This window comes from Nonomuraea sp. NPDC050328, from assembly GCF_044459405.1.
In the GTDB taxonomy this organism is placed as follows: Bacteria; Actinomycetota; Actinomycetes; order Streptosporangiales; family Streptosporangiaceae; genus Nonomuraea.
Genome location: NZ_JBITIW010000002.1, coordinates 204,556 through 225,167 on the forward strand (window position 1 = coordinate 204,556; position 20,612 = coordinate 225,167).

Consider the following 20,612-nt stretch of genomic DNA (forward strand, 5'->3'; position numbering starts at 1 on the left):
GGAGGGTGCTCACACGTCGCGGCGGGCCAGCGCCCAGCCGCCCACGGCCAGCGGCACCAGCGCGTACCCGGCCAGCGCGAGCAACGCCAGCGGCGGGGAGAGCGCGGAGCCGTACACCGAGTTGGTCAGGTCGTCCCCGGTGAGCTGCCCCGGGAGCGCGCCGATCATCACCGAGCCCAGGCTCTCGCTCCACGGCTCGGGCAGGTTCCCCACGATCATCGGGACCACGTACACCAGTCCCACCAGCACGGCCACCGCCCCCGCGGTGCTGCGCAGCAGGGCCGCCAGGCCCAGCCCGAGCAGGCCGAAGACCATCACCGACGTCCCGTAGGCCAGCAGCAGCGGCACCTTCTCGGCGAGCGGTTCGAGCGCGAAGCGCCCGGCCACCATCGGCCGCGCCACCCACGCCGAGGCGAAGATGGTGCCGAGCCCGGTCACGAGCCCGGTCAGCGCGAGCACTCCCGCCTTGGCCGCCAGCACCCGCGGCCGGCGCGGCGTCGCCAGGAAGGTCGCCGGGGTCTCGCCGGTCATCGCGAGCACGCCGAGGATGCCCAGGCAGAGCTGCGGAATCATGATCACGACGTCTTCCGGCCCGGTCATCCTGGCCGTCGCGCGCTGCTCGGGGGAGGCGGCGTTCCACATCTGCACCGCCGAGTAGGCCATCAGCGCGGCGGCGCCGACCGTGCCGGCCGCCACGCCCAGCACGGTCCAGGTGGACCGCAGCGAGCGCAGTTTGATCCATTCGGCGTGCAGTGGCCGCAGGAGAGTGGTCATCGGTACTCCACCGCCGCAGAGGTCAGCTCGACATACGCCTCCTCCAGCGAGGCGTGCGCGGCGGTCAGCTCCGCCAGCGGCGCGTCGGCCAGCAGCCGGCCGCGCCCGATCACGATCAGGTGGTCGGCGGTGAGCGCCATCTCGCTCATCAGATGGCTGGACAGCAGCACCGTGCGCCCCTCGGCGGCCAGCGACCGCAGCAGCCCGCGGATCCAGCGCACGCCCTCGGGGTCGAGCCCGTTGACCGGCTCGTCGAACAGCAGCGCCGCCGGATCGCCCAGCAGCGCCGCCGCGATGCCCAGCCGCTGCTTCATGCCCAGCGAATAGGTTCCCACCCGCTTGCCCGCGACCTGCGCGAGTCCCGCCAGGGCGAGCACCTCGGCCACGCGCTTCGCGCCGATCCCGTGCGTGGCCGCGAGTGCCAGCAGGTGCGCCCGCGCGCTCCGTCCGGGGTGCACCGCGGTCGCGTCCAGCGAGGCGCCCGCCGCCCGGAGCGGCTCGCGCAGGCCGCGGTACGGCAGGCCGCCGACGAGCGCCTGCCCCGCGGAGGGCCGGTCGAGGCCGAGGATGAGCCGCATCGTCGTGGTCTTGCCCGCGCCGTTCGGCCCCAGGAAGCCGGTGACCAGGCCGGGCCGTACCTGGAAGGTGAGGCCGTCGACGACCGCGGTCCTGCCGCGGATCTTGGTGAGCCCGTTGACTTCGATCATGCCTGCCAGCGTGGCGTCCCGGCCGGTCACGGCGCGTCGGACCGTGAGCCGATTCCGGCCCCCGGGGTCAGACCTGGGGTGGACGCGAACTGTCGGAGGGGGTGGCTACCTTGGTCACCGTGAGCCGCCCCCTGTACACCCGCCGTCTCGGCCCCACCCAGCTCCTGTGGTTCGACGTGCTGGTCGCGGCCGGGCTGACGCTGGCGTTGACCCCTCAGGCGCTGTCGACCGGCCTCGACCGGTGGGCCGCGCTCGCGCTCGTCGTCGCGCTCGGGCTGCCGCTGGCCGTACGCCGGGTCTGGCCCCGGGTCGTCTTCCTGCTCGTGCTGGCCGTGGCGGTGCCGGTGATGCTCCTGGGGGTCCAAGGGGCCTATCTCCCGCCGGCCTACGCGCTGTACGCGGTGGCGGTCTCCGGGCCTCGGGCGCGCTGGCGGTCCACCGTCGCGATGGGCGCGACGGCGGCGTTGTTGTTGTTCGTGCTGGCCGCCATGGGCGCTCCGGCGCCGCCCTCCGCAGCGGTGGAGCCGGGGCAGGTCGAGCTGGGGCAGGTGCTGGGCGGCTCCGGGGTGGTCGGGGAGGCGCTGCTCGGGCTGGCGTTGCTGGCCGGCACCTGGAGTGTCGGGCGGGCGGTGCACGAGCGGCGCGGGTACGCGGCGCGCGACGCCGAGAACCTCGCGGCGGTGGCGGTGGCCGAGGAGCGGCTGCGGCTGGCCCGCGAGCTGCACGACGTGGTGACGCACACGCTGGGGCTGATCACGGTCAAGGCCGGGGTGGCCAACCACGTCGTCGACTCGCGGCCGGAGGAGGCGCGGGACGCGTTGCGGGTCATCGAGACCGCCTCGCGCGGGGCGTTGGGGGAGATGCGGCGGCTGGTGGGGGTGCTCCGGGTGGAGGCCGACCGTGATCCGCTGCCCGGGCTGACCGGCCTGCCGCAGCTCGCCGAACGGGCCCGGCTGGCGGGGGTGCCGGTCGAGCTGGCGGTGGGGGAGGGGTTACGGCTGCCGGAGGGGATGGAGCTGGCGGTCTACCGGATCGTCCAGGAGTCGCTGACGAACGTGATCAAGCATGCGGGGCCCTGCTCGTGCCGGGTGACGGTCTCGGCGTCGGCCGGGGTGGTGCGGGTCGAGGTGACCGACGACGGCTCGCTGGATGGGGACGCCTTCCGGGAGGGGCACGGAGTGGTCGGGATGGACGGTTTCCGTGAGGGGCACGGAGTGGTCGAAATGGACGGTTTCCGGGAGGGGCACGGATTGATCGGGATGCGCGAGCGGACCCTCACCTACGGCGGGGTCTTCACCGCCGGGCCGCGGCCCGAGGGCGGCTTCCAGGTTCTTGCCACCTTCCCGGAGCCGGCATGACCCGGGCGACCTTCCTGTTCAACGGCTTCGGTGGGTGCGCGTGATCCGGGTGGTGGTGGCCGACGACCAGGCCCTGCTGCGGGGCAGCTTCCGGGTGCTGGTCGACTCCGAGCCCGGGCTGGAGGTGGTCGGCGAGGCGGGCACGGGGGCCGAGGCGATCGAGGTGGTCGAGCGGACGCGCCCCGATGTGGTGCTGATGGATGTCCGGATGCCGGAGATGGACGGCATCGAGGCCACCCGGCGGATCGGCGGGCGGGCCAGGGTGCTCGTCGTGACCATGTTCGACCTCGACGACTACGTCTACGCCGCGTTGCGGGCCGGGGCTTCGGGGTTCCTACTGAAGGACACCCCGCCCGCCGACCTGCTCGCCGCGATCAAGGTGGTCGCGGCGGGGGAGGCGTTGCTGGCTCCCACGGTGACGCGGCGGCTGATCGAGGAGTTCGTCCGCGGCGGCGGCGGGCGGCGGGTGCTGGCGGGGGTGACCGAGCGGGAACGGGAGGTGCTGGTGCTGGTGGGCCGGGGCCTGTCCAACACCGAGATCGCCGGGTTCCTGCACGTGAGCCTGGCGACGGTCAAGACGCACATCGGCCGCCTGCTGGCCAAGCTGGAGGCGCGCGACCGGGCGCAGCTCGTGATCGCCGCCTACGAGAGCGGCCTGGTGGAGACGGGAGGCCGTCCCCTGCGGCCTTCCTGACCCGGAAGCAGCGGGAGGACTGCCGGTGGGAATGCCGGGGGAATCGCCGGTGGGGAGGCGCTAGCGTCATGGCTCATGAGAGTGGTCTTCACCAAATACGACGGTTCCCTGCACTGGCATCACCCCGCCCGCCTCCTGGGCGAGGACGAGCATGGGGTGTGGGTCGGCTGCGAGGCGGGCACGCTGGGCGCGAAGGGCGACGGCCCGCCGGTGACGTGGGACAAGGCGTTCGTCATGCTCCTGCCGCGCGAGGAGGGCTGGGTGGCGTTGTTCAACGAGCCCGGCCACAGCACCGAGGTGTACGTGGACGTGAGCACGGTGCCGGTCTGGTCGGAGGACATGGTGACCATGGTCGACCTCGACCTCGACGTGATCCGCCGGGCGACGGGCGAGGTGTTCCTGGACGACGCCGACGAGTTCGCCGAGCACCAGGTCACCTTCGGCTACCCGCCCGAGGTGATCGAGGCGGCCGAGCGCAGTGCGGCCTGGCTGATGGAGGCGGTGTCCGCCCGCAAGGGCCCGTTCGGCGGCGCTCACGAAGCCTGGCTGGCCCAGGTGCTCTGAGGCGTTCACATATGTGGATCTGGTCATGAGTGTGAATGAAGTGGGAGAATCAACGGCAGGCCGATAGATTGTGCGGTGTGATATTGCACCGGAAGGGCGACGAACGATGATCTACGCGTACAACCCCCGCACCGGCGAGCGCTTCGGCGACCCCGTGCCAGAAAGCGGCCGGGAAGGCGTGGACGCGGCCCTCGCCGCGGCGGCCGAGGCGGGTGCGCGCTGGCGCGCCACCCCCGCGAGCCGGCGCGCCGAGGTCCTGGACGCCATCGGCGCCGCCCTGACCGACCGGGCTGAGGACCTGTGGCCGCTCGCCGACCAGGAGACGGCCCTCGGCGAGACCCGGCTGCGCGGCGAGATCGCCCGCGCCGCCGGGCAGTTCCGCTTCTTCGCCGAGGTGCTGCGCGACGGCGCCTACCTCCAGGCGACGATCGAGCACGCCGACGGTCCCAAGCCCGACCTGCGCCGCATGCTCCGCCCCCTGCCGGGCGTGGCGGCCGTCTTCGCCGCCTCCAACTTCCCGTTCGCCTTCTCCGTGGCCGGGGGCGACACCGCCTCCGCGCTGGCCGCCGGCTGCCCGGTCGTGGTGAAGGCGCACCCCGCCCACCCGCTCACCTCCGAGCTCAGCGCGGAGATCATCCGGACCGCGCTGCCGGACCCCGCCCTGCTCGGGCTGGTGCACGGGCTGGAGGAGGGCAGGTGGCTGGTCCAGGACGAGCGGGTGGCCGCGGTCGGCTTCACCGGTTCGATCCCCGGCGGCAAGGCGATCCAGGCCCTGATCGCCGAGCGCGAGACGCCGGTGCCGTTCTTCGGCGAGCTGGGCAGCGTCAACCCGGTCGTCATCCTGCCCTCCGCCCGGCGTGACGGGCTCGCGCAGGGCTTCGCGGGCTCGCTCACCCTGGGCACCGGCCAGTTCTGCACCAACCCCGGGCTCGTGTTCGTGCCGGAGGGCTCGGGGCTGGTCGAGGAGATCGCCGACGCGGTCGCCGGCTCCACGGGGACGCCGATGTTGTCCGAGCGCATCCGCGACGGCTACCTCAAGGGCCGCTCCGAGCTGCCCGTTCTGGCCGAGGGGCAGCAGGGTGAGGGGGCGTGGGCGGTCGCGCCGCGGGTGCACACCGTCGACCTCGACGGGTTCGCCGCGCGGCTGCCGGAGGTGGCCGAGGAGTGCTTCGGTCCCTCGTCGGTGATCGTCACCTACCGCGCGGTGGACGAGCTGCCTGCCGTACTGGCCCGGCTGGACGGCTCGCTCACCGCGACCGTGCACGCCGGAGACCCCGCAGAGGCGGGCCCGGTGGCCGAGGTGCTCGGGCGTACGGCGGGGCGGCTCATCTGGAACGGCTGGCCGACCGGGGTCGCGGTGAGCTGGGCCATGCACCACGGCGGCCCCTGGCCGGCGTCGACCTCGCCCGCGCACACCTCGGTCGGGGCGAGCGCGATCGACCGCTGGCTGGTGCCGGCCTCCTACCAGGACTGGCCGGAGGAGCTCCTGCCCGAGGAACTGCGCGAGGCCAACCCGCTCGGCGTCCCGCGCCGGGTGGACGGCCGACTGGAGCGCTAGCCGCTCAGCGGATGCCCTCGCGGCGCAGCGTCGCGGCGAGGGCACGAGCGTGCCGGGCCACCGCCTCCGCGGCCTTTTCCAGGTCAGAGACGTCGGCGGGCATCGAAAGGCTGAGCGCGTCGGTGGCGGGGATGCGGTAGTCCACCGCCACCGCGACGCAGGCCACGCCCAAGGTTCCCTGCTCCCGCTCGTAGGCCCACCCCCGGCTCCGCACCCGGCCGAGCTCGGCCAGCAACGCGGCCGGCTCGGTGAGGGTGTGCGCGGTGAGCGCCGGCAGCGGCGCGGGCAGCACCCCGAGCACCTCACCGTCGGTGAGCTGCGCCAGCACGGCCTGCCCGAGCGCGGTGGCGTGCGCGGGCAGCCGCCGGCCGACCCGCGGGATGACCCGCTGCGCCGTACGGGACTCGCGGGTGGCCAGGTAGAGCACGTGCCCCCCGGCCAGCCGGGCGAAGTGCGCGGTGTGCCCGGTCTCCTCGCGCAGATCCTCCAGCACCCCCTGCGCGTACGGCAGAGCCGGATCCCTGTCCAGGTAGGCGGTCCCGGTCAGCAGCGCGTGCGGCCCGATCCCGAAGGCCGAGCCGTCGCTCTCGATCCACCCCAGCTCCGCCAGCGTGCGCAGCAGCGCGTGCAGGCTGCTGCGCGGGAACCCGGTGAGCCGTTGCAGGTCGCCGAGGGTCAGCCGGTCGGGGCTCGACGACAGCGCCTCCAGGATGCGGATCGTGCGCTCGGCTGACTTCACCATGGCAGCGAGGGTAACGCGCCCGGACGGGACCGGGCGCGTCGTCAGGCGTCCAGGGCCGCCGCCAGGTCGCGGGCCACGCTCGGCGAAAGCCGGCCGTCGGCGATGACGACCGTGAGGGAGCGGGTCAGCTCCCCGTCCAGCGTGCGCGGCTTGTCCCAGGCCAGCGCCGGTCCCACGCCGGGGTACTCGGCCACGCGCACGAACCACGGGTCGATCTCGCCGCGCTGGACGAACAGCAGGCTCCACGCGTCGGACGCCAGCGCCAGCCACGGTTCGGTGCTCCCGTGCACCGCCGCCTCACCGCGTTCGGTGGCGGTGAAGGCGTCGAGGCCCGGCGACTCGCGCGGCGCCCGCCAGAAGAAGCCGCCGTACCCGGCACCGGGCCGGCCCTTGGTCGCCGAGCTCTGGATCTCCAGCGGCCCGCCGCGCAGGGTGAAGCCGAGGTCGAGCACCCACGCCGAGGCGGACGGCGAGTCCCGCCGGGCCAGCAGCGTGCGCTCCTCGGTGAGCAGGAGCGTGCCGTCCGGGCCGAGCCAGTCGAGGCGGTCGTGCCAGCCGTCCTCGACCGGGCGCAGGGCCCGGCGCTGCTGGCGGCCGTGGTTGGGCAGGAGCGTGGGCCCCTGGCCGGGGACGAAGGTGCTGCCGCCCCAGAAGTTGATCCCGGCCACGTCCGACACCGCGACCGAGGCGCCCAGGTGGTGGACGTGGTCGGCGGGCTGGACCTCGGTGACCACGACGCCGCCGAGGGTCTTGACCGGGTGGAGGAAGGGCCGCGGGGCCGCCTCGGCGGGCAGATCGCCACGCAGCGCGTAGACCGCTTCCCCCACCCGGACCTCGGGCCAGCGGTCCGTCTCGACGGCGGGCGCGGCCGGGAAGCCGAGTTCGGAGAGCGTCTTGAGCTCCTGCGCGCTCCGCATGGCCAGGTCTGCCACGCCGGGGACGATCCGCCGCCCGTCGAGCGTCCGGCTGGGGATCGGCACCGGGTCGGGCGCCAGCCGTACGGCGTCGAGGAAACGGGTGAAGCCCTCGGTGGCGGCGAGCGGGACGAGCAGGTCGGCACCGTCGCTGACGTGCGCGACGAGGTTGGCCAGCAGGCCGGTGCGGTCGAAGCCGAGCCGGGTGCCGTCGGCCAGCTCCAGCTCGTCGGTGGTGTAGAACAGCCGCGCGGTGCCCGCCGAGCCGTGGACGAGCAGGTAGGGCTCGTGCCGCCGGTTGGAGCAGAGGGAGACGGTGACCGTGACGAGGGTGCCGTCGCGCAGGTGGAGCCGCGCGCTGGAGGTGTCGTCGGCCTCGATGGCGTTGGCCCGGTAGAGCTCGACCTCGACCCGGTCGACGGGGGAGCCGCCGGCCAGCGCCAGGGCGGTGGCGGTGGCGTGCGCGAACGGGTTGGTGAGCGCCCCGTCCATCACGTCGACGCCGTCGAGGCGGCGCTTGCCGGCCCAGCGCGCGCGGGTGTAGTAGCCCTTCACCCGCTCCCAGGCCCCGGCGACGCCGATGGCGCGGATGTCGCCCACGGCGGTGCGCGCGGCGGGGATCGCCGCCGAGCCGAGGGACTGGAAGCCCACCTGGCAGGCCAGCCCGGTCGCCCGCACGGCTTCGGCGATGCGCTCGAACTCGGCCACCGAGGGCGCGGGCGGCTTCTCCAGCAGCACGTGCGCCCCGGCGCGCAGGGCGGCGACGGCGAGGTCGGCGTGGGTGTGGATGGGGGTGGCGATGATCGCGATGTCCGCGCCGGTGCTCCGGACCAGCCCGGCCAGATCGGGCGACTGCGGCACCGCGAAGCCCTCGGCGGGCCGCAGGTCGCAGATGCCGGCCAGCTCGACGCCGGGCAGCCGGTCGACGGTGTCCAGGTGGTGGCGGCCGTACCCGTGCGCGCCGGCGACGACGACCTTCACCGCGCCCACCTCGTCGGGTGGCCGGTGGCGCGGAGCCGGCCGCCGGAGATCTCCACCGGGTACGGCTCGGCCAGCAGGCCCAGGTCGGCGAGGGCGGCGTCCTCGACGTGCTCGACCATGGCGGGCTGCCGCAAGGTCAACGCCAGTTGTCCCGAAATTTCGGTCAGCAGGTGTGGATAGACCGGCACCCCAAAAGCATCGGCCACCGTGCAGATCCGAAGGAAGGGGGTGATCCCGCCAACCCGCACCACATTCGGCTGGACCACGTCACACGCCCCCGCGGCCAGCAGGTCACGGAAGCCGTGCACCGAGTAGACGTTCTCCCCGCAGGCGAGCGGCACGCCGGTCCGCCGCCGCAGCTCGGCCAGCCCGGCCACGTCGTCGGCGGGCAGCGGCTCCTCCACCCAGAACAGGTCGAACTCGGCCAGCGCCTCGATCGCCCGCCGGGCGCGGAAGCGGTCCCAGCGCTGGTTGGCGTCGACCATGAGCGCGGTGTCCGGTCCGATCACCGACCGCACCGCCGCGACCCGCTCGACGTCCTCGGCCAGCGTGGGCCGGCCCACCTTGATCTTGACCGCGGGCAGCCCCTTCCACCGCTCGGCCTGGGCGACCAGCTCGTCCAGCGAGTAGTGCAGGTTGACGCCGCTGCCGTACACGGGGATCTCGGGCCGCCGCTCGCCCAGCACCTCGGTGAGCGGGCCGCGCAGGTCCCAGAGCGCCAGGTCGAGCCCGGCCAGCGCGATGGTCGCCAGGCCGCCCCGCCCGGCCTCGCTGAGGTGGGCCGACAGCCGGTCCCAGACCAGCTCGGGATGGGCGGGCAGGCCGAGGGCGGCGTCGCGGATGTCGTGGTCGAGCAGTGCCCGCACCGCGTGGGCGCCGATCTGCGGGGTCCATGCCGCGCCGGTGCCGATCCGGCCGTCGGCCAGCTCGACCTCGACGCGGACGACGTGGTTGGCGGGCACGTCGGCGCCCCACGGCCGGGTCAGCGGCACCGACCGCAGGGTGGTCCTGAGATCGGTGATCATGCCTGGACCAGCGACAGCCCGTGCTTGAGCAGGGCGTCGAGCTCGGCCTCGTGCTCGGGCGTGAGGTCGGTCAGCGGCGCGCGCACCGGCCCGGCGTCCAGGCCGCGCAGCCGCAGCCCGGCCTTGACCAGCGCCACCGCATACCCGGGCGCCTTGCTGCGCAGCTCGACCAGAGGCGCGTAGAACTCGGTGAGCAGCCGCTCGTCCCCGGCGTAGTAGGCCAGCGCGATCTCGGGGGCGAAGGCGAAGACGGCCGAGGAGTAGAGCGAGACGCCCAGGCCGCGGTAGGCGGGCATGGTCAGCTCGGCGGTCGGCAGCCCGTTGAAGAAGGTGAAGCCGGTCCCGATCTCGCGGCGCACGGCCAGGACGGTGCGCTGGAAGCGGTCGATGTCGCCCAACCCGTCCTTGAGGCCGACGACGCCGGGGACGCGGGCCAGCTCCACCACGTCGGCCGGGTCGAGCACGACCGAGCCGCGCTGGTAGACGATCACCGGCAGCTCGGCGGCGACCGCCGTCACGTACGCCAGGAACCCGGCCTTGCTGCCCTGGGCGAGGTAGGGCGGCATCAGCAACAGGCCGTCCGCCCCGGCCTCGCGGGCCGCCCGCGCCTGGGCGAGCGCGGCGCCCAGCGGACCCCCGGCCCCGGAGAACACCGGCGCCCGGCCCGCGGTCGCGGCCACCGCGACCCGGGTGACCAGCGCGTGCTCGGCCTGCGACAACGCGGAGAACTCGCCGGTGCCGCAGGCGGCGAAGACCGCGCCAGGCCCGTGCGCCACGCCACGCTCGAGGTGCTCGGCCAGCACCCCCTCGGCCGGCGCGCCTTCGGCGGTGAAGGGGGTGACCGGGAAGAACAACACGCCGCTGAGGTCCATCACACACACTCCTGGGACAGTTCGGTACGCCAGCTTCGCTTGGCGTGCCAGCCGAGCAGACGCTCGGCCTTGGCGGAGGAGAAGGCGGGGGCCGAGCCGGTGAGCCCGGCGGCGAACCCCGCGGTCGAGGGGATGACGCGTGGCAGCACCTCGCCGAGCGGGTCGCGGGCCAGCGCGTCGGCCGCCCCGGCGAAGAACACCTCGCCGTTGGGCAGCTCCGGTAACCGGTCGAGCAGGGTGATCAGCAGGTCGGCGGCGTCGCGGGCGTCCACGTAGTTGAACAGCGACACCCCGGCGATCTCCGGCCGGTCGAGCCGCTCGCGCACGGTGTGCCCGGACTGGGTGGGCGCGCCCTCCCACTCCTCCGGCGCGATCACGAAGCAGGGCCGCACGGCCGCCATCCGGGTCGGGCTGGTGCGTGCGAAGGTGCGCATCGTCTGCTCGGCCACCGCCTTGGACAGGCTGTAGGCGTTCCACGGCTGGAGCGGGTGCTCCTCGTCGATCGGCAGGTAGGCGGGGCTCCAGCCGCCGGGCGAGCCGTACCCGATCACCGTGGGGCTGCTGGCCACGATCAGCTTCGGCACGCCGAGCGCGGTCGCGGCGTCGCAGAGGTTGTAGGCGAGCTGGGTGTTGGTGCGGAACGTCACCGCGTCGCTGCGGCTGAACGGGGTGGCGATGGCGGCCAGGTGCACGATCGCGTCCGGGCGGTAGCGGGCCAGCACCTGGTAGGTCTCGCCGAGGTCGGTCAGGTCGGCGGGCAGGTGGCCGGCCGCCTCCGGCGGGGTGCCCGGCGCGCTGTCCACGCCGATCACCTCGTGCCCGGCCGCGGCGAAGGCGGTCACGACGCTGCGGCCGAGGCGCCCGGCGCTCCCGGTGACAAGCGTTCTACTCACGGGTGGTCTTTCCTTCCGGCAGTCACGAGCCGGCAGTCACGAGCGGCCTCTGAGACTGCAACCAGTTGCACGAAACAGTGTCGGCAACTTCCGGAATCGTCAAGAGGGCAATTTGGCTGACCGGACTGAGCTGGATAAATGCAGGAACCGTCCACGCTGCAAGACGGCAACCGGTCGCCAGATCGCCTAGGAAGCTCTGCAACCGATTGCGTTACCCTGCGATCCGAACGCACCCCCAATGAGAGCGAGAACCCCGTGAGACTTGGCGAGACCCCCGCCGGCGAGGCGGTCCACCGGCACGTGCTGACCAGCGGCCGGCTGCAGGTGGCGATCCTGACCCTCGGCGCCGTCGTGCAGTCGATCCGGCTGGCCGACGGGACCGAGGTGGTGCTGGGGCTGCCCACCGTCGAGGACTACCTCGAACGCAGCCGCTACTTCGGCGCCGTGGTCGGCCGCTACGGCAACCGCATCGCGCACGGCCGCTTCACCCTGGACGGCGTGCCGTACCGGCTGGCCAGGAACAACAACGGGCACAGCCTGCACGGCGGCGAGCGCGGCTTCGACAAGCGCGTCTGGCGCGCGGAGCCGGACGGCGAGCGGGCGCTGCGGCTGAGCTACCTGAGCAAGGACGGCGAGGAGGGCTACCCGGGCACGCTGGCCGTCACGGTCACCTACCGCCTCGACGGCGCCGCGCTGGGCATCGGCTACCACGCCACCACCGACGCGCCGACGGTCCTGAACCTGACCAACCACTCGTACTTCAACCTGGCCGGTGGCGGCGACGTGCGCGGCCACGTCGTCACCATCGACGCCGACCACTACCTCCCGGTCGACGAGGGCAAGATCCCGCTGGCCGGGCCGCCGGCGCCGGTGGCCGGGACCCCGTTCGACTTCACCGAGCCGACCACGGTGGCCGCGCGCCTGGACGGCGCCTACGACCACTGCTACGTGCTGCGCCCCGGCGGCCGGATGCGGGTGGCCGAGCCGGTGTCGGGCCGGGCGATGACCGTGACGACCACCGAGCCCGGCGTGCAGTTCTACACCGGCCACCTGCTCGACGGGATCGCCACGCCGTACGGCAGGCAGGCCGGCCTGTGCCTGGAGACCCAGCGCTTCCCCGACTCGCCCAACCGCCCGGACTACCCCTCGGCGGTGCTGCGGCCCGGCGAGGAGCACGTCTCGGCCACGACCTATGCCTTCGAGGACTGCAACCGCTTGTAGCAACCACGCCACATTTGGAAGATTCCTCGGTTCGTCGAAACCTGCGGTTAACGATCTGATCTGCATAAACAGTGGTGACGATATATCGGTAACAGCAAGGTAACACCTGCAAAGGGTTGACGTAACTTTCCCGGGCGCTATAGGAAAGCGCCATCCAATCCCGTGCCGCCGCGAGGCGCAGCCAGAGGGATGAGCACCGCTATGTCCGACTCAGTCGCCGTGATCGCGCCCCCCGAGCCCGGTCGCGCCCCCGCCCCGGCGCACCGCCGGGAAAAGAGGCAGGCGTGGAAGCGCCGCGAGGCCCGCACGGCCTACGTCTTCCTCGCCCCGTGGTTCCTCGGGCTGGCCGTCATCACGATCGGCCCGATCCTCGCCTCGCTGTACCTGTCCTTCACCGACTACAGCCTCCTGGAGGAGGCGAGCTGGGTCGGCTGGGACAACTACGCCAAGATGTTCGCCGAGGACGACCGCTTCCTCACCTCACTGCAGGTGACGACGGTCTACGTGGTCGTCTCGGTGCCCCTGCAACTGGCCTTCGCGCTGGCCCTGGCCCTCCTGCTGGACCGGGGCCTGCGCGGCCTGCCGATCTACCGCTCCATCTACTACCTGCCCTCGCTGCTGGGCGGGAGCGTGGCCATCTCCATCCTGTGGCGGAAGATCTTCGGCACGGACGGCCTGGTCAACTCGATCCTGGCGCTCTTCGGCATCCAGGGCCCCGGCTGGGTCACCGACCCCGACACCGCGCTGGGCACGCTGATCCTGCTGCACGTGTGGACCTTCGGCGCGCCGATGGTCATCTTCCTGGCCGGCCTGCGGCAGATCCCGCAGAGCTACTACGAGGCGGCGGCGGTGGACGGGGCCTCCAGGCTCACCCAGTTCCGCTCGATCACGCTGCCGCTGCTGACCCCGATCATCTTTTTCAACCTGGTGCTGGAGGTGATCAAGTCCTTCCAGTCCTTCACCCAGTCGTTCATCGTCAGCAACGGCACGGGCGGGCCGGTCGACTCGACCCTCTTCTACACGCTCTACCTCTACCTCAAGGGCTTCAAGAGTTTCGAGATGGGCTACGCGGCCGCCATGGCGTGGGTCCTGCTGCTGATCATCGCCGGGCTCACCGGCGTCAACTTCCTCATGTCGAAGTATTGGGTCTTCTATGGCGACACCAAGTAACCGCGGCGACCGGGTGCCCCTGCTCTACCGGCGGCGGGTCGGCCGGGGCGCCAAGCACCTGCTGCTCATCGGCTTCGGCCTGGTCATGCTCTACCCGCTGCTGTGGATGATCTCCAGCTCCTTCAAGCCCGAGGAGCTGATCTTCCGGGAGCCGGGGCTGGTGCCGTCGTCGGTGACGCTGGACAACTACACCGAGGGCTGGAGCGCGCTCAAGCACTCCTTCGGCTACTACCTGTGGAACTCCGCGGTGATCACCGGGCTGTCGGTGGTGGCCAACCTGGTCGCCTGCTCGATGGCCGCCTACGCCTTCGCGCGGCTGGAGTTCCCGCTCAAGAAGCTGTGGTTCGCGATCATGCTCGGCTCGATCATGCTCCCGCACCACGTGACGGTCGTGCCGCAGTACATCATGTTCGCCAAGGCCGAGTGGATCAACACGATCTGGCCGCTCATCGTGCCCAAGCTCCTGGCCACCGACGCCTTCTTCATCTTCCTGATGGTGCAGTTCATCCGCACCCTGCCCAGGGAGCTGGACGAGGCGGCCGCGATCGACGGCGCGGGCTACTGGCGCACCTTCTTCCGGGTGATCATCCCGCTCAGCATGCCCGCCCTCGCCACCACCGGGATCTTCACCTTCATCTGGACCTGGAACGACTTCTTCAGCCAGAACCTCTACCTCACCAAGTCCGACAACCTCACCGCGACGGTGGCGCTGCGCCAGTTCCTCGACGCCAGCGGCGAGTCCTCGTGGGGGCCGATGTTCGCCATGTCGATCGTCTCCCTCGGCCCCATCTTCGGCTTCTTCCTGGCCGGCCAGAAGTACCTCATCCGCGGTATGGCGACCACCGGCCTCAAATAACCCTTCCCAAGGAGGTACCCCCCATGAAGCGCAGCAGGTTAACGCTCGCCCTGGTCGCCACCGCGGTCCTGGCCACCGCGTGCGGCGGCGGCGACGGCGGCTCGGCGGCCGGCGGCGACGGCAAGACGAAGCTCACCTTCTCCTACTGGGGCAGCGACGCCCGGCAGAAGCTGACCGAGCAGGCCATCGCCAAGTTCGAGGAGAAGAACCCCACCATCGACGTCGAGGGCGACTTCTCCGACTGGGACAGCTACTACGAGAAGCTCGCCACCAAGGTGGCCGCGAGCGACGCGCCCGACGTGATGACCATCGAGATCCGCGGCCTGGCCGAGTACGCCGGCCGCGGCGCGCTCGCCGACCTCACCGGCAAGGTGAACACCGCCGACCTCGACCAGCAGGTGCTCACCGCCGGCCAGGTGGACGGCAAGCAGTACGCCATCCCGACCGGCGTCAACACCTTCGCCCTGGTCGTCAACAAGGCCGCCGTCGAGAAGCAGGGCCAGAAGCTGCCCGACGACAAGGCCTGGACCTGGGACGAGTACGCCGGCCTGGCCAAGGAGATCACCGCCAAGAGCGGCGGCGCGGTCTGGGGCACCGAGTACAACTTCAACCCCGCCTTCCTGCAGATCTTCGCCGCCCAGCGCGGCGAGAAGTTCTACGACAACGGCAAGATCGGCCTGACCCCCGAGACGGTGAAGGCCTGGTGGGCCACGATCCAGCAGCTCGTCGACACCAAGGCCGCCCCCGACCCCGCCAAGATGGCCGAGGTCGGCACCAAGGTCGACCAGGCCCTGCTGGCCACCAACGCCGGAGCCTTCGGCCTGTGGTGGAGCAACCAGCTCGGCGCCCTGCACAAGGGCTCAGGCCAGGAGCTCGACCTGCTGCGCCTGCCCAAGGCCGAGGGCGCGGCGACCTCCGGCATGTTCCTGCAGCCGGCCATGCACTACGCCATGTCCGCCAAGACCGAGCGCTCGGCCGAGGCGCAGAAGTTCATCGAGTTCATGCTCAACGACCCCGACGCGGCCGCCATCGTGCTCAGCGACCGGGGTCTGCCCACCAACGCCAAAGTGCTGGCCGCCGTCAAGGACAAGCTGCCCGCCACCGACCAGAAGACCCTGGCCTTCATCGACTCGGTCAGGAGCGAGCTGACCCCCACCGTCGTCCCGCCCAAGGGCGCGATGGAGATGGAGGACATCCTCAAGCGCACCTCCGAGGAGGTCCTGTTCGGCAAGACCACGCCGGACGAGGGCGCGCAGAAGTTCCTGACCGAGGCCAACACCGCGCTGGCCGGCTGACACACCCGTGCTGTACGGCTCGCGGGAGCCGTACAGCACGCCACTTGGGGGAGAGACCGTGAGATACGGCTTCGTCGGGCTCGGCCACCGGGCCCAGATGTACCTGGACGCGCTGCTGGGCGACTGGCGCGACACCGGCGAGATCGTCGCCTTCTGCGACACCAACCGCACCCGTATGGACCACTACGCCGAGCACATCGGCCGCGACGTGCCCAGGTTCGGGCCCGACGGCTTCGCCCGGATGCTGGAGCTGTGCGACGCGGTCGTGGTCACCAGCGTCGACGCCACGCACGCCCGCTACGTCGTCGAGGCGCTCGACGCCGGCAAGGACGTCGTGGTCGAGAAGCCGCTGACCGTCGACGCCGAGGGCTGCGAGGCGATCCGCGCCGCCGCCGGGCGCAATCCCGGCAAGCTGGTCGTCACCTTCAACTACCGCTACTCCCCGCGCAACTCCGAGGTCCGGCGGCTGCTGGCCGAGGGGGCCATCGGCGAGGTCACCTCGGTGCACTTCGAGTGGACCCTCGACACCATCCACGGCGCCGACTACTTCCGCCGCTGGCACCGCGACAAGGCCAGCTCAGGCGGCCTGCTCGTGCACAAGTCCACCCACCACTTCGACCTGGTCAACTGGTGGCTCGGGGCCGCCGCCGAGTCCGTCTACGCCCAGGGGGAGCTGCGCTTCTACGGCACCGCCCGCGCCCTGCCCGGCCGTCCGGCGCGCGGCCAGGGCGCGCCGGGGCTGGGCAGCGACCCGTTCATCCTGGACATCTCCGCCGATCCCCGGCTCAAGGCCCTCTACCTGGCCGCCGAGCACGAGGACGGCTACGTCCGCGACCAGGACGTCTTCGGCGAGGGCGTCACCATCGAGGACACCATGGCGGTGCTGGTCCGTTACGACAACCGGGCCCTGCTCACCTACTCCCTGGTCGCGCACGCCCCCTTCGAGGGCTACCGCGTCGCCTTCAACGGCACCGCCGGCCGCCTGGAGCTGGAGGTCTGCGAGCGCGAGTGGACCCCGCCGCACGCCGCCGTCGACCCCAGCGCCGCGTCCAAGGAGCACGCCACCGGCGCCTGGGAACGCCTCACGCTGCGCCCGCACTGGGAGCCGCCGCGCGAGGTCGGGATCCCGGCCGGCTCGGGCGGGCACGGCGGCGGCGACCGCCTCCTGCTCGACGACGTCTTCCGCGGCCCCGCCGCCGACCCCCTGGCCCGGCAGGCCGGCCACCTCGACGGCATCCGCGCCGTCCTGGTCGGCGCCGCCGCCAACGAGTCGATCCGCCTCGGCGAGCCCGTCCGCCTGACCGACGGCGGCACCCGCCTTGCCCGCTGACCACCGCCGCCGCCGTGGTTCTGGTACGGCAGGCGGAGCGGGATACTTCCAGGGCGGGACGGCACACGGCTCCGGACACGGCACGGCAACGGGAGGTACGGCGTGGCGGTGACGATCAGAGATGTGGCGCGGGCCTCCGGCGTGCACGTCTCCACGGTGTCGCGGACCTTCTCGGCCCCGCACCTGGTGAACGCGGAGACGCGCACCCGGGTGCTCGCGGTGGCCGAGGGGCTCGGCTACCGCCCCAACCGGGCGGCCCGCGCGCTGACCACGGGCCGCACGCACAACCTCGGGCTCATCGTCGCCGACATCGCCAACCCGTTCTTCCCGCCGCTGATCAAGGCCGCCCAGGCCCAGGCCCGCGAGCGCGACTACCACGTCTTCGTCGCCGACACCGACGAGGACCCGGTGCTGGAGCAGGAGCTGATCGAGACCCTGGTCAAGCAGGTCGACGGCGTGCTGCTGTGCAGCCCGCGGCTGTCCAACCGGGTGATCGAGAAGCTGCGCGCCGAGGTGCCCTTCGTGGTGGTCAACCGCCGGGTGAAGGGCCTGACCACGGTGCTGATGGACGTCGGCCAGGGCGCCCGCGCGTCGGTCGCGCACCTGGCCGGACTCGGCCACCGCAGGATCGGCCTGCTGACCGGCCCGCCCGGCTCCTGGACCAGCGAGGAGCTGCAGGGCGCGGTGCGGGAGGCGGCCGAGGGGCTCGGGCTCGACCTGGCAGTGCTCGGCCCGAACGAGCCGACCGAGCGCGGCGGCCTGGCCGCGGCCGAGGCGGTCGTGGAGTCCGGGGTGAGCGGCGTGCTCTGCTACAACGACCTGGTCGCGCTCGGCGTGATCGAGGGCCTGCAGGAACGCGGCCTCAGCGTGCCGGGCCAGGTCAGCGTGATCGGCGTGGACGACAGCCTGCCCGGCCGGCTCACCAAGCCCAAGCTGACCACGATCACCATGCCGACCGCCGCCGCCGGCCGGATGGCGGTCGACCTGCTGCTGGCCGCGGTCAGCGCGGGGGAGGAGCGCACGGCCACGCTGGCGCGGCTGGAGACCGACCTGGTGATCCGGGAGTCCACAGGCCCCGTCACCACCTAGTTCGGGACGAACCGGCGAGCCTCAGTGCTCTCCACCGGGTCTACGACGTACCTTTGGCATCATGGCCACCCGTACGCCGAAAAGCACATCGAAAGGTCCGGCGAAGCGGTCGACCTCCGCCAGGTCCACCCCCGCCAAGCGGACCCCGGCGTCGGGAAGCCGCCCCAGGGCCCGGAGCCAGGCCCGCAGACCGGTCGCCCACCAGGACCCGATCAGCTGGGTCTTCACGATGATCGGCAAGCTGATCGTGGGCATCTGGATGCTGCTCGCCAACGGCGTCGGCGCGGGCGCGCGGGCCCTCGGCAACCAGGCCAAGGAGCTCGACCCCGCGCACCGCCGCGACGGCGTCGGCCTCGCCGTGCTGGCCGGGGCGATCGTGCTGGCCGCGATGACCTGGCGGGCGCAGACCGGCACGGTGGCCACCTTCGTCGCCACCGTCACCCGCGGCGTCTTCGGCTCGCTGGCCTGGGCGGTGCCGCTGCTGCTCGGCCTGCTGGCCTGGCGCTTCCTGCGTCACCCCGAGCAGAACGCCGACACCGGCCGGATGGTCATCGGGTGGAGCGCGCTGCTGGCCGGGGTGCTCGGCATCATCCACGTCGCCAACGGCACGCCGTACCCGTCGGGCGGGGCCGGCGACACGATGGACCACGTCGCCCGGGCGGGCGGCATGATCGGCTTCATCGTCTCCGCGCCGCCGATGAGCATCCTGGCGCCCTACATCACCATCCCGCTGCTGCTCATCCTGTCCGGCTTCGGCGTGCTGGTGGTCACCGCGACGCCGGTGCACCGCATCCCCGAACGGCTGGGCGAGCTCAAGCACCTGCTCTTCGACCGGGGCGCCGCGGGTGAGCCGCGGCCCTCGACGCCGCGGCGGCGCACCCGAAAGCAGGAGGGTCCGCCCCTGCCGGACGGAGTGAAGCCGTACGACACGCCGGTGATCAAGGAAGAGGACAAGCGCGCCGACCACTCGCCGGAGATCGTCCCCGGTCTCACCGACGAGGAGGAGCCGGCCCCGGCGGCCAAGGACGCCAAGCCGGAGCCGCCGCTGCCCACCCCCGCGCCGCGCAAGGTCGAGCAGCTCGTGCTCTCCCCGCAGGCGGGGCCGTACAGCCTGCCGGACCTGGCGGCGCTCAAGCAGGGCACCGCGCCCAAGCCGGCCACCAAGGCCAACAGCACCGTGGTCAACGCGCTGACCAGCGTGCTGGAGCAGTTCACCATCGACGCGCAGGTGATCGGCTTCACCCGCGGCCCGACGGTCACCCGCTACGAGATCGAGCTGGGCCCCGCGGTCAAGGTGGAAAAGGTCACCGCGCTCACCAAGAACATCGCCTACGCGGTGAAGTCGGCCGACGTGCGGATCCTGTCCCCGATCCCCGGCAAGTCGGCGATCGGCGTCGAGATCCCCAACGCCGACAAGGACCTGGTCGCCCTGGGCGACGTGCTGCGCTCGCAGGTGGCGCAGGCCGACCACCACCCGATGATCGTGGGCCTGGGCAAGGACGTCGAGGGCCGCACCATCGTGGCCAACCTCGCCAAGATGCCGCACCTGCTCATCGCCGGCGCCACCGGCGCGGGCAAGTCGGTCTGCGTCAACGGCCTGATCACCAGCATCCTGATGCGCGCCACCCCGGACGAGGTGCGCATGGTGCTGGTCGACCCCAAGCGCGTCGAGCTGAGCGTCTACGAGGGCATCCCGCACCTCATCACCCCGATCATCACCAACCCGAAGAAGGCCGCCGAGGCCCTCGAATGGGTGGTGGGGGAGATGGACCGCCGCTACGACGACCTGGCCGCCAGCGGCTTCCGGCACGTGGACGAGTTCAACAAGGCGGTCAAGGCGGGCAAGCTCGTGCCGCCGCCCGGCAGCGAGCGGGTCTACCAGCCCTACCCCTACCTGCTGGTCATCGTGGACGAGCTCGCCGACCTGATGATGGTCGCGCCGCGCGACGTCGAGGACTCCATCGTCCGCATCACCCAGCTCGCCCGGGCCGCCGGCATCCACCTGGTGATCGCCACCCAGCGGCCCTCGGTGGACGTCGTCACCGGCCTGATCAAGGCCAACGTGCCCTCGCGGCTGGCCTTCGCGGTCTCCTCGGTCACCGACTCCCGGGTCATCCTCGACCAGCCCGGCGCCGACAAGCTGGTCGGTCAGGGTGACGCGCTGTTCCTGCCGATGGGCTCCAGCAAGCCGATCCGCATCCAGAACGCGTTCGTCTCCGAGAAGGAGATCGCGGAGATCGTCACCCACTGCAAGGGCCAGATGCAGGCGGAGTACCGCGACGACGTGGCCGCCGCGCCGGTCAAGCGGGAGATCGACGAGGAGATCGGCGACGACCTCGACCTGCTGCTGCAGGCCGCGGAGCTGATCGTGACGACCCAGTTCGGCTCGACGTCGATGCTCCAGCGAAAACTGCGCGTCGGTTTCGCCAAGGCCGGGCGGCTGATGGACCTTCTGGAAAGCCGGAACGTCGTGGGTCCCAGCGAGGGGTCAAAAGCCCGCGATGTGCTGGTCAAGCCGGACGAACTGGCCGGTCTGCTCGCCGATCTCCGCGGGGAATGACCCAGGCAG

General features: G+C 72.3%; 18 protein-coding genes. 11 read left to right on the forward strand and 7 right to left on the reverse strand.

The window, feature by feature from the left end; translation table 11 throughout:
* Positions 1 to 9 precede the first annotated feature (9 nt).
* Positions 10 to 774 carry an ABC transporter permease gene (locus ACIBG7_RS07110; protein WP_397335484.1) on the reverse strand — a complete coding sequence of 255 codons (765 nt, stop codon included), beginning with the start codon at positions 772 to 774 and terminating at the stop codon, positions 10 to 12.
* Positions 771 to 1,481, reverse strand: a complete 711-nt coding sequence (locus ACIBG7_RS07115; RefSeq protein ID WP_397335485.1) for an ABC transporter ATP-binding protein — start codon at positions 1,479 to 1,481, stop codon at positions 771 to 773. Before ACIBG7_RS07115 ends, ACIBG7_RS07110 begins: the two co-directional genes overlap by 4 nt.
* A 119-nt stretch (positions 1,482 to 1,600) precedes the next feature.
* On the opposite strand from ACIBG7_RS07115, the gene ACIBG7_RS07120 reads away from it, so the two are divergent.
* The 4 genes from ACIBG7_RS07120 to ACIBG7_RS07135 all read left to right on the forward strand — a co-directional run bounded on the left by ACIBG7_RS07120 (position 1,601) and on the right by ACIBG7_RS07135 (position 5,655).
* A complete protein-coding gene (locus ACIBG7_RS07120; RefSeq protein WP_397335486.1) occupies positions 1,601 to 2,839 on the forward strand; it encodes a histidine kinase in 1,239 nt (412 codons plus the stop codon).
* 40 nt (positions 2,840 to 2,879) lie between these two features.
* Positions 2,880 to 3,533, forward strand: coding sequence for a response regulator (locus ACIBG7_RS07125; RefSeq protein WP_397335487.1), 654 nt, complete (start codon positions 2,880 to 2,882; stop codon positions 3,531 to 3,533).
* 75 nt (positions 3,534 to 3,608) lie between these two features.
* Positions 3,609 to 4,097 carry a DUF402 domain-containing protein gene (locus tag ACIBG7_RS07130; RefSeq protein ID WP_357927513.1) on the forward strand — a complete coding sequence of 163 codons (489 nt, stop codon included), beginning with the start codon at positions 3,609 to 3,611 and terminating at the stop codon, positions 4,095 to 4,097.
* Positions 4,098 to 4,203: 106 nt separating this feature from the next.
* Positions 4,204 to 5,655, forward strand: coding sequence for an aldehyde dehydrogenase (NADP(+)) (locus tag ACIBG7_RS07135; RefSeq protein ID WP_397335488.1), 1,452 nt, complete (start codon positions 4,204 to 4,206; stop codon positions 5,653 to 5,655).
* A 4-nt stretch (positions 5,656 to 5,659) separates the two neighbouring features.
* On the opposite strand, the gene ACIBG7_RS07140 is transcribed toward ACIBG7_RS07135, so the two are convergent.
* From ACIBG7_RS07140 to ACIBG7_RS07160, 5 genes are read right to left on the reverse strand one after another with little or no spacing between them, the layout of a single operon-like run.
* Positions 5,660 to 6,397, reverse strand: a complete 738-nt coding sequence (locus tag ACIBG7_RS07140; protein ID WP_357927509.1) for an IclR family transcriptional regulator — start codon at positions 6,395 to 6,397, stop codon at positions 5,660 to 5,662.
* 41 nt (positions 6,398 to 6,438) lie between these two features.
* The gene (locus ACIBG7_RS07145) at positions 6,439 to 8,292 is read right to left on the reverse strand and encodes a DUF6807 family protein (protein WP_397335489.1); all 1,854 of its coding nucleotides are present in this window, start codon (positions 8,290 to 8,292) and stop codon (positions 6,439 to 6,441) included.
* Complete coding sequence (locus ACIBG7_RS07150; RefSeq protein WP_397335490.1) at positions 8,289 to 9,317, reverse strand: mandelate racemase/muconate lactonizing enzyme family protein; 1,029 nt, start codon at positions 9,315 to 9,317, stop codon at positions 8,289 to 8,291. The genes ACIBG7_RS07145 and ACIBG7_RS07150 overlap by 4 nt, the downstream gene beginning before the upstream one ends.
* Complete coding sequence (locus ACIBG7_RS07155) at positions 9,314 to 10,189, reverse strand: 5-dehydro-4-deoxyglucarate dehydratase (protein ID WP_397335943.1); 876 nt, start codon at positions 10,187 to 10,189, stop codon at positions 9,314 to 9,316. Before ACIBG7_RS07155 ends, ACIBG7_RS07150 begins: the two co-directional genes overlap by 4 nt.
* Positions 10,189 to 11,082 carry an NAD(P)-dependent oxidoreductase gene (locus tag ACIBG7_RS07160; RefSeq protein ID WP_357927503.1) on the reverse strand — a complete coding sequence of 298 codons (894 nt, stop codon included), beginning with the start codon at positions 11,080 to 11,082 and terminating at the stop codon, positions 10,189 to 10,191. Before ACIBG7_RS07160 ends, ACIBG7_RS07155 begins: the two co-directional genes overlap by 1 nt.
* Before the next feature lie 255 nt (positions 11,083 to 11,337).
* Between ACIBG7_RS07160 and ACIBG7_RS07165 the strand changes: the two genes are divergently transcribed.
* The 7 genes from ACIBG7_RS07165 to ACIBG7_RS07195 all read left to right on the forward strand — a co-directional run bounded on the left by ACIBG7_RS07165 (position 11,338) and on the right by ACIBG7_RS07195 (position 20,603).
* The gene (locus ACIBG7_RS07165; protein ID WP_397335491.1) at positions 11,338 to 12,303 is read left to right on the forward strand and encodes an aldose epimerase family protein; all 966 of its coding nucleotides are present in this window, start codon (positions 11,338 to 11,340) and stop codon (positions 12,301 to 12,303) included.
* A gap of 201 nt (positions 12,304 to 12,504) precedes the next feature.
* Positions 12,505 to 13,473 (forward strand): carbohydrate ABC transporter permease, encoded by a 969-nt coding sequence (locus tag ACIBG7_RS07170; protein WP_397335492.1) that lies wholly within the window; start codon positions 12,505 to 12,507, stop codon positions 13,471 to 13,473.
* The gene (locus tag ACIBG7_RS07175) at positions 13,457 to 14,329 is read left to right on the forward strand and encodes a carbohydrate ABC transporter permease (protein ID WP_397335493.1); all 873 of its coding nucleotides are present in this window, start codon (positions 13,457 to 13,459) and stop codon (positions 14,327 to 14,329) included. Before ACIBG7_RS07170 ends, ACIBG7_RS07175 begins: the two co-directional genes overlap by 17 nt.
* A 23-nt stretch (positions 14,330 to 14,352) precedes the next feature.
* A complete protein-coding gene (locus ACIBG7_RS07180; protein ID WP_357927497.1) occupies positions 14,353 to 15,624 on the forward strand; it encodes an extracellular solute-binding protein in 1,272 nt (423 codons plus the stop codon).
* Positions 15,625 to 15,682: 58 nt separating this feature from the next.
* Complete coding sequence (locus ACIBG7_RS07185) at positions 15,683 to 16,954, forward strand: Gfo/Idh/MocA family oxidoreductase (protein WP_357927495.1); 1,272 nt, start codon at positions 15,683 to 15,685, stop codon at positions 16,952 to 16,954.
* Positions 16,955 to 17,056: 102 nt separating this feature from the next.
* Positions 17,057 to 18,043, forward strand: a complete 987-nt coding sequence (locus ACIBG7_RS07190) for a LacI family DNA-binding transcriptional regulator (RefSeq protein ID WP_357927493.1) — start codon at positions 17,057 to 17,059, stop codon at positions 18,041 to 18,043.
* 61 nt (positions 18,044 to 18,104) lie between these two features.
* Positions 18,105 to 20,603, forward strand: coding sequence for a DNA translocase FtsK 4TM domain-containing protein (locus ACIBG7_RS07195; protein ID WP_397335494.1), 2,499 nt, complete (start codon positions 18,105 to 18,107; stop codon positions 20,601 to 20,603).
* Positions 20,604 to 20,612: the final 9 nt, after the last annotated feature.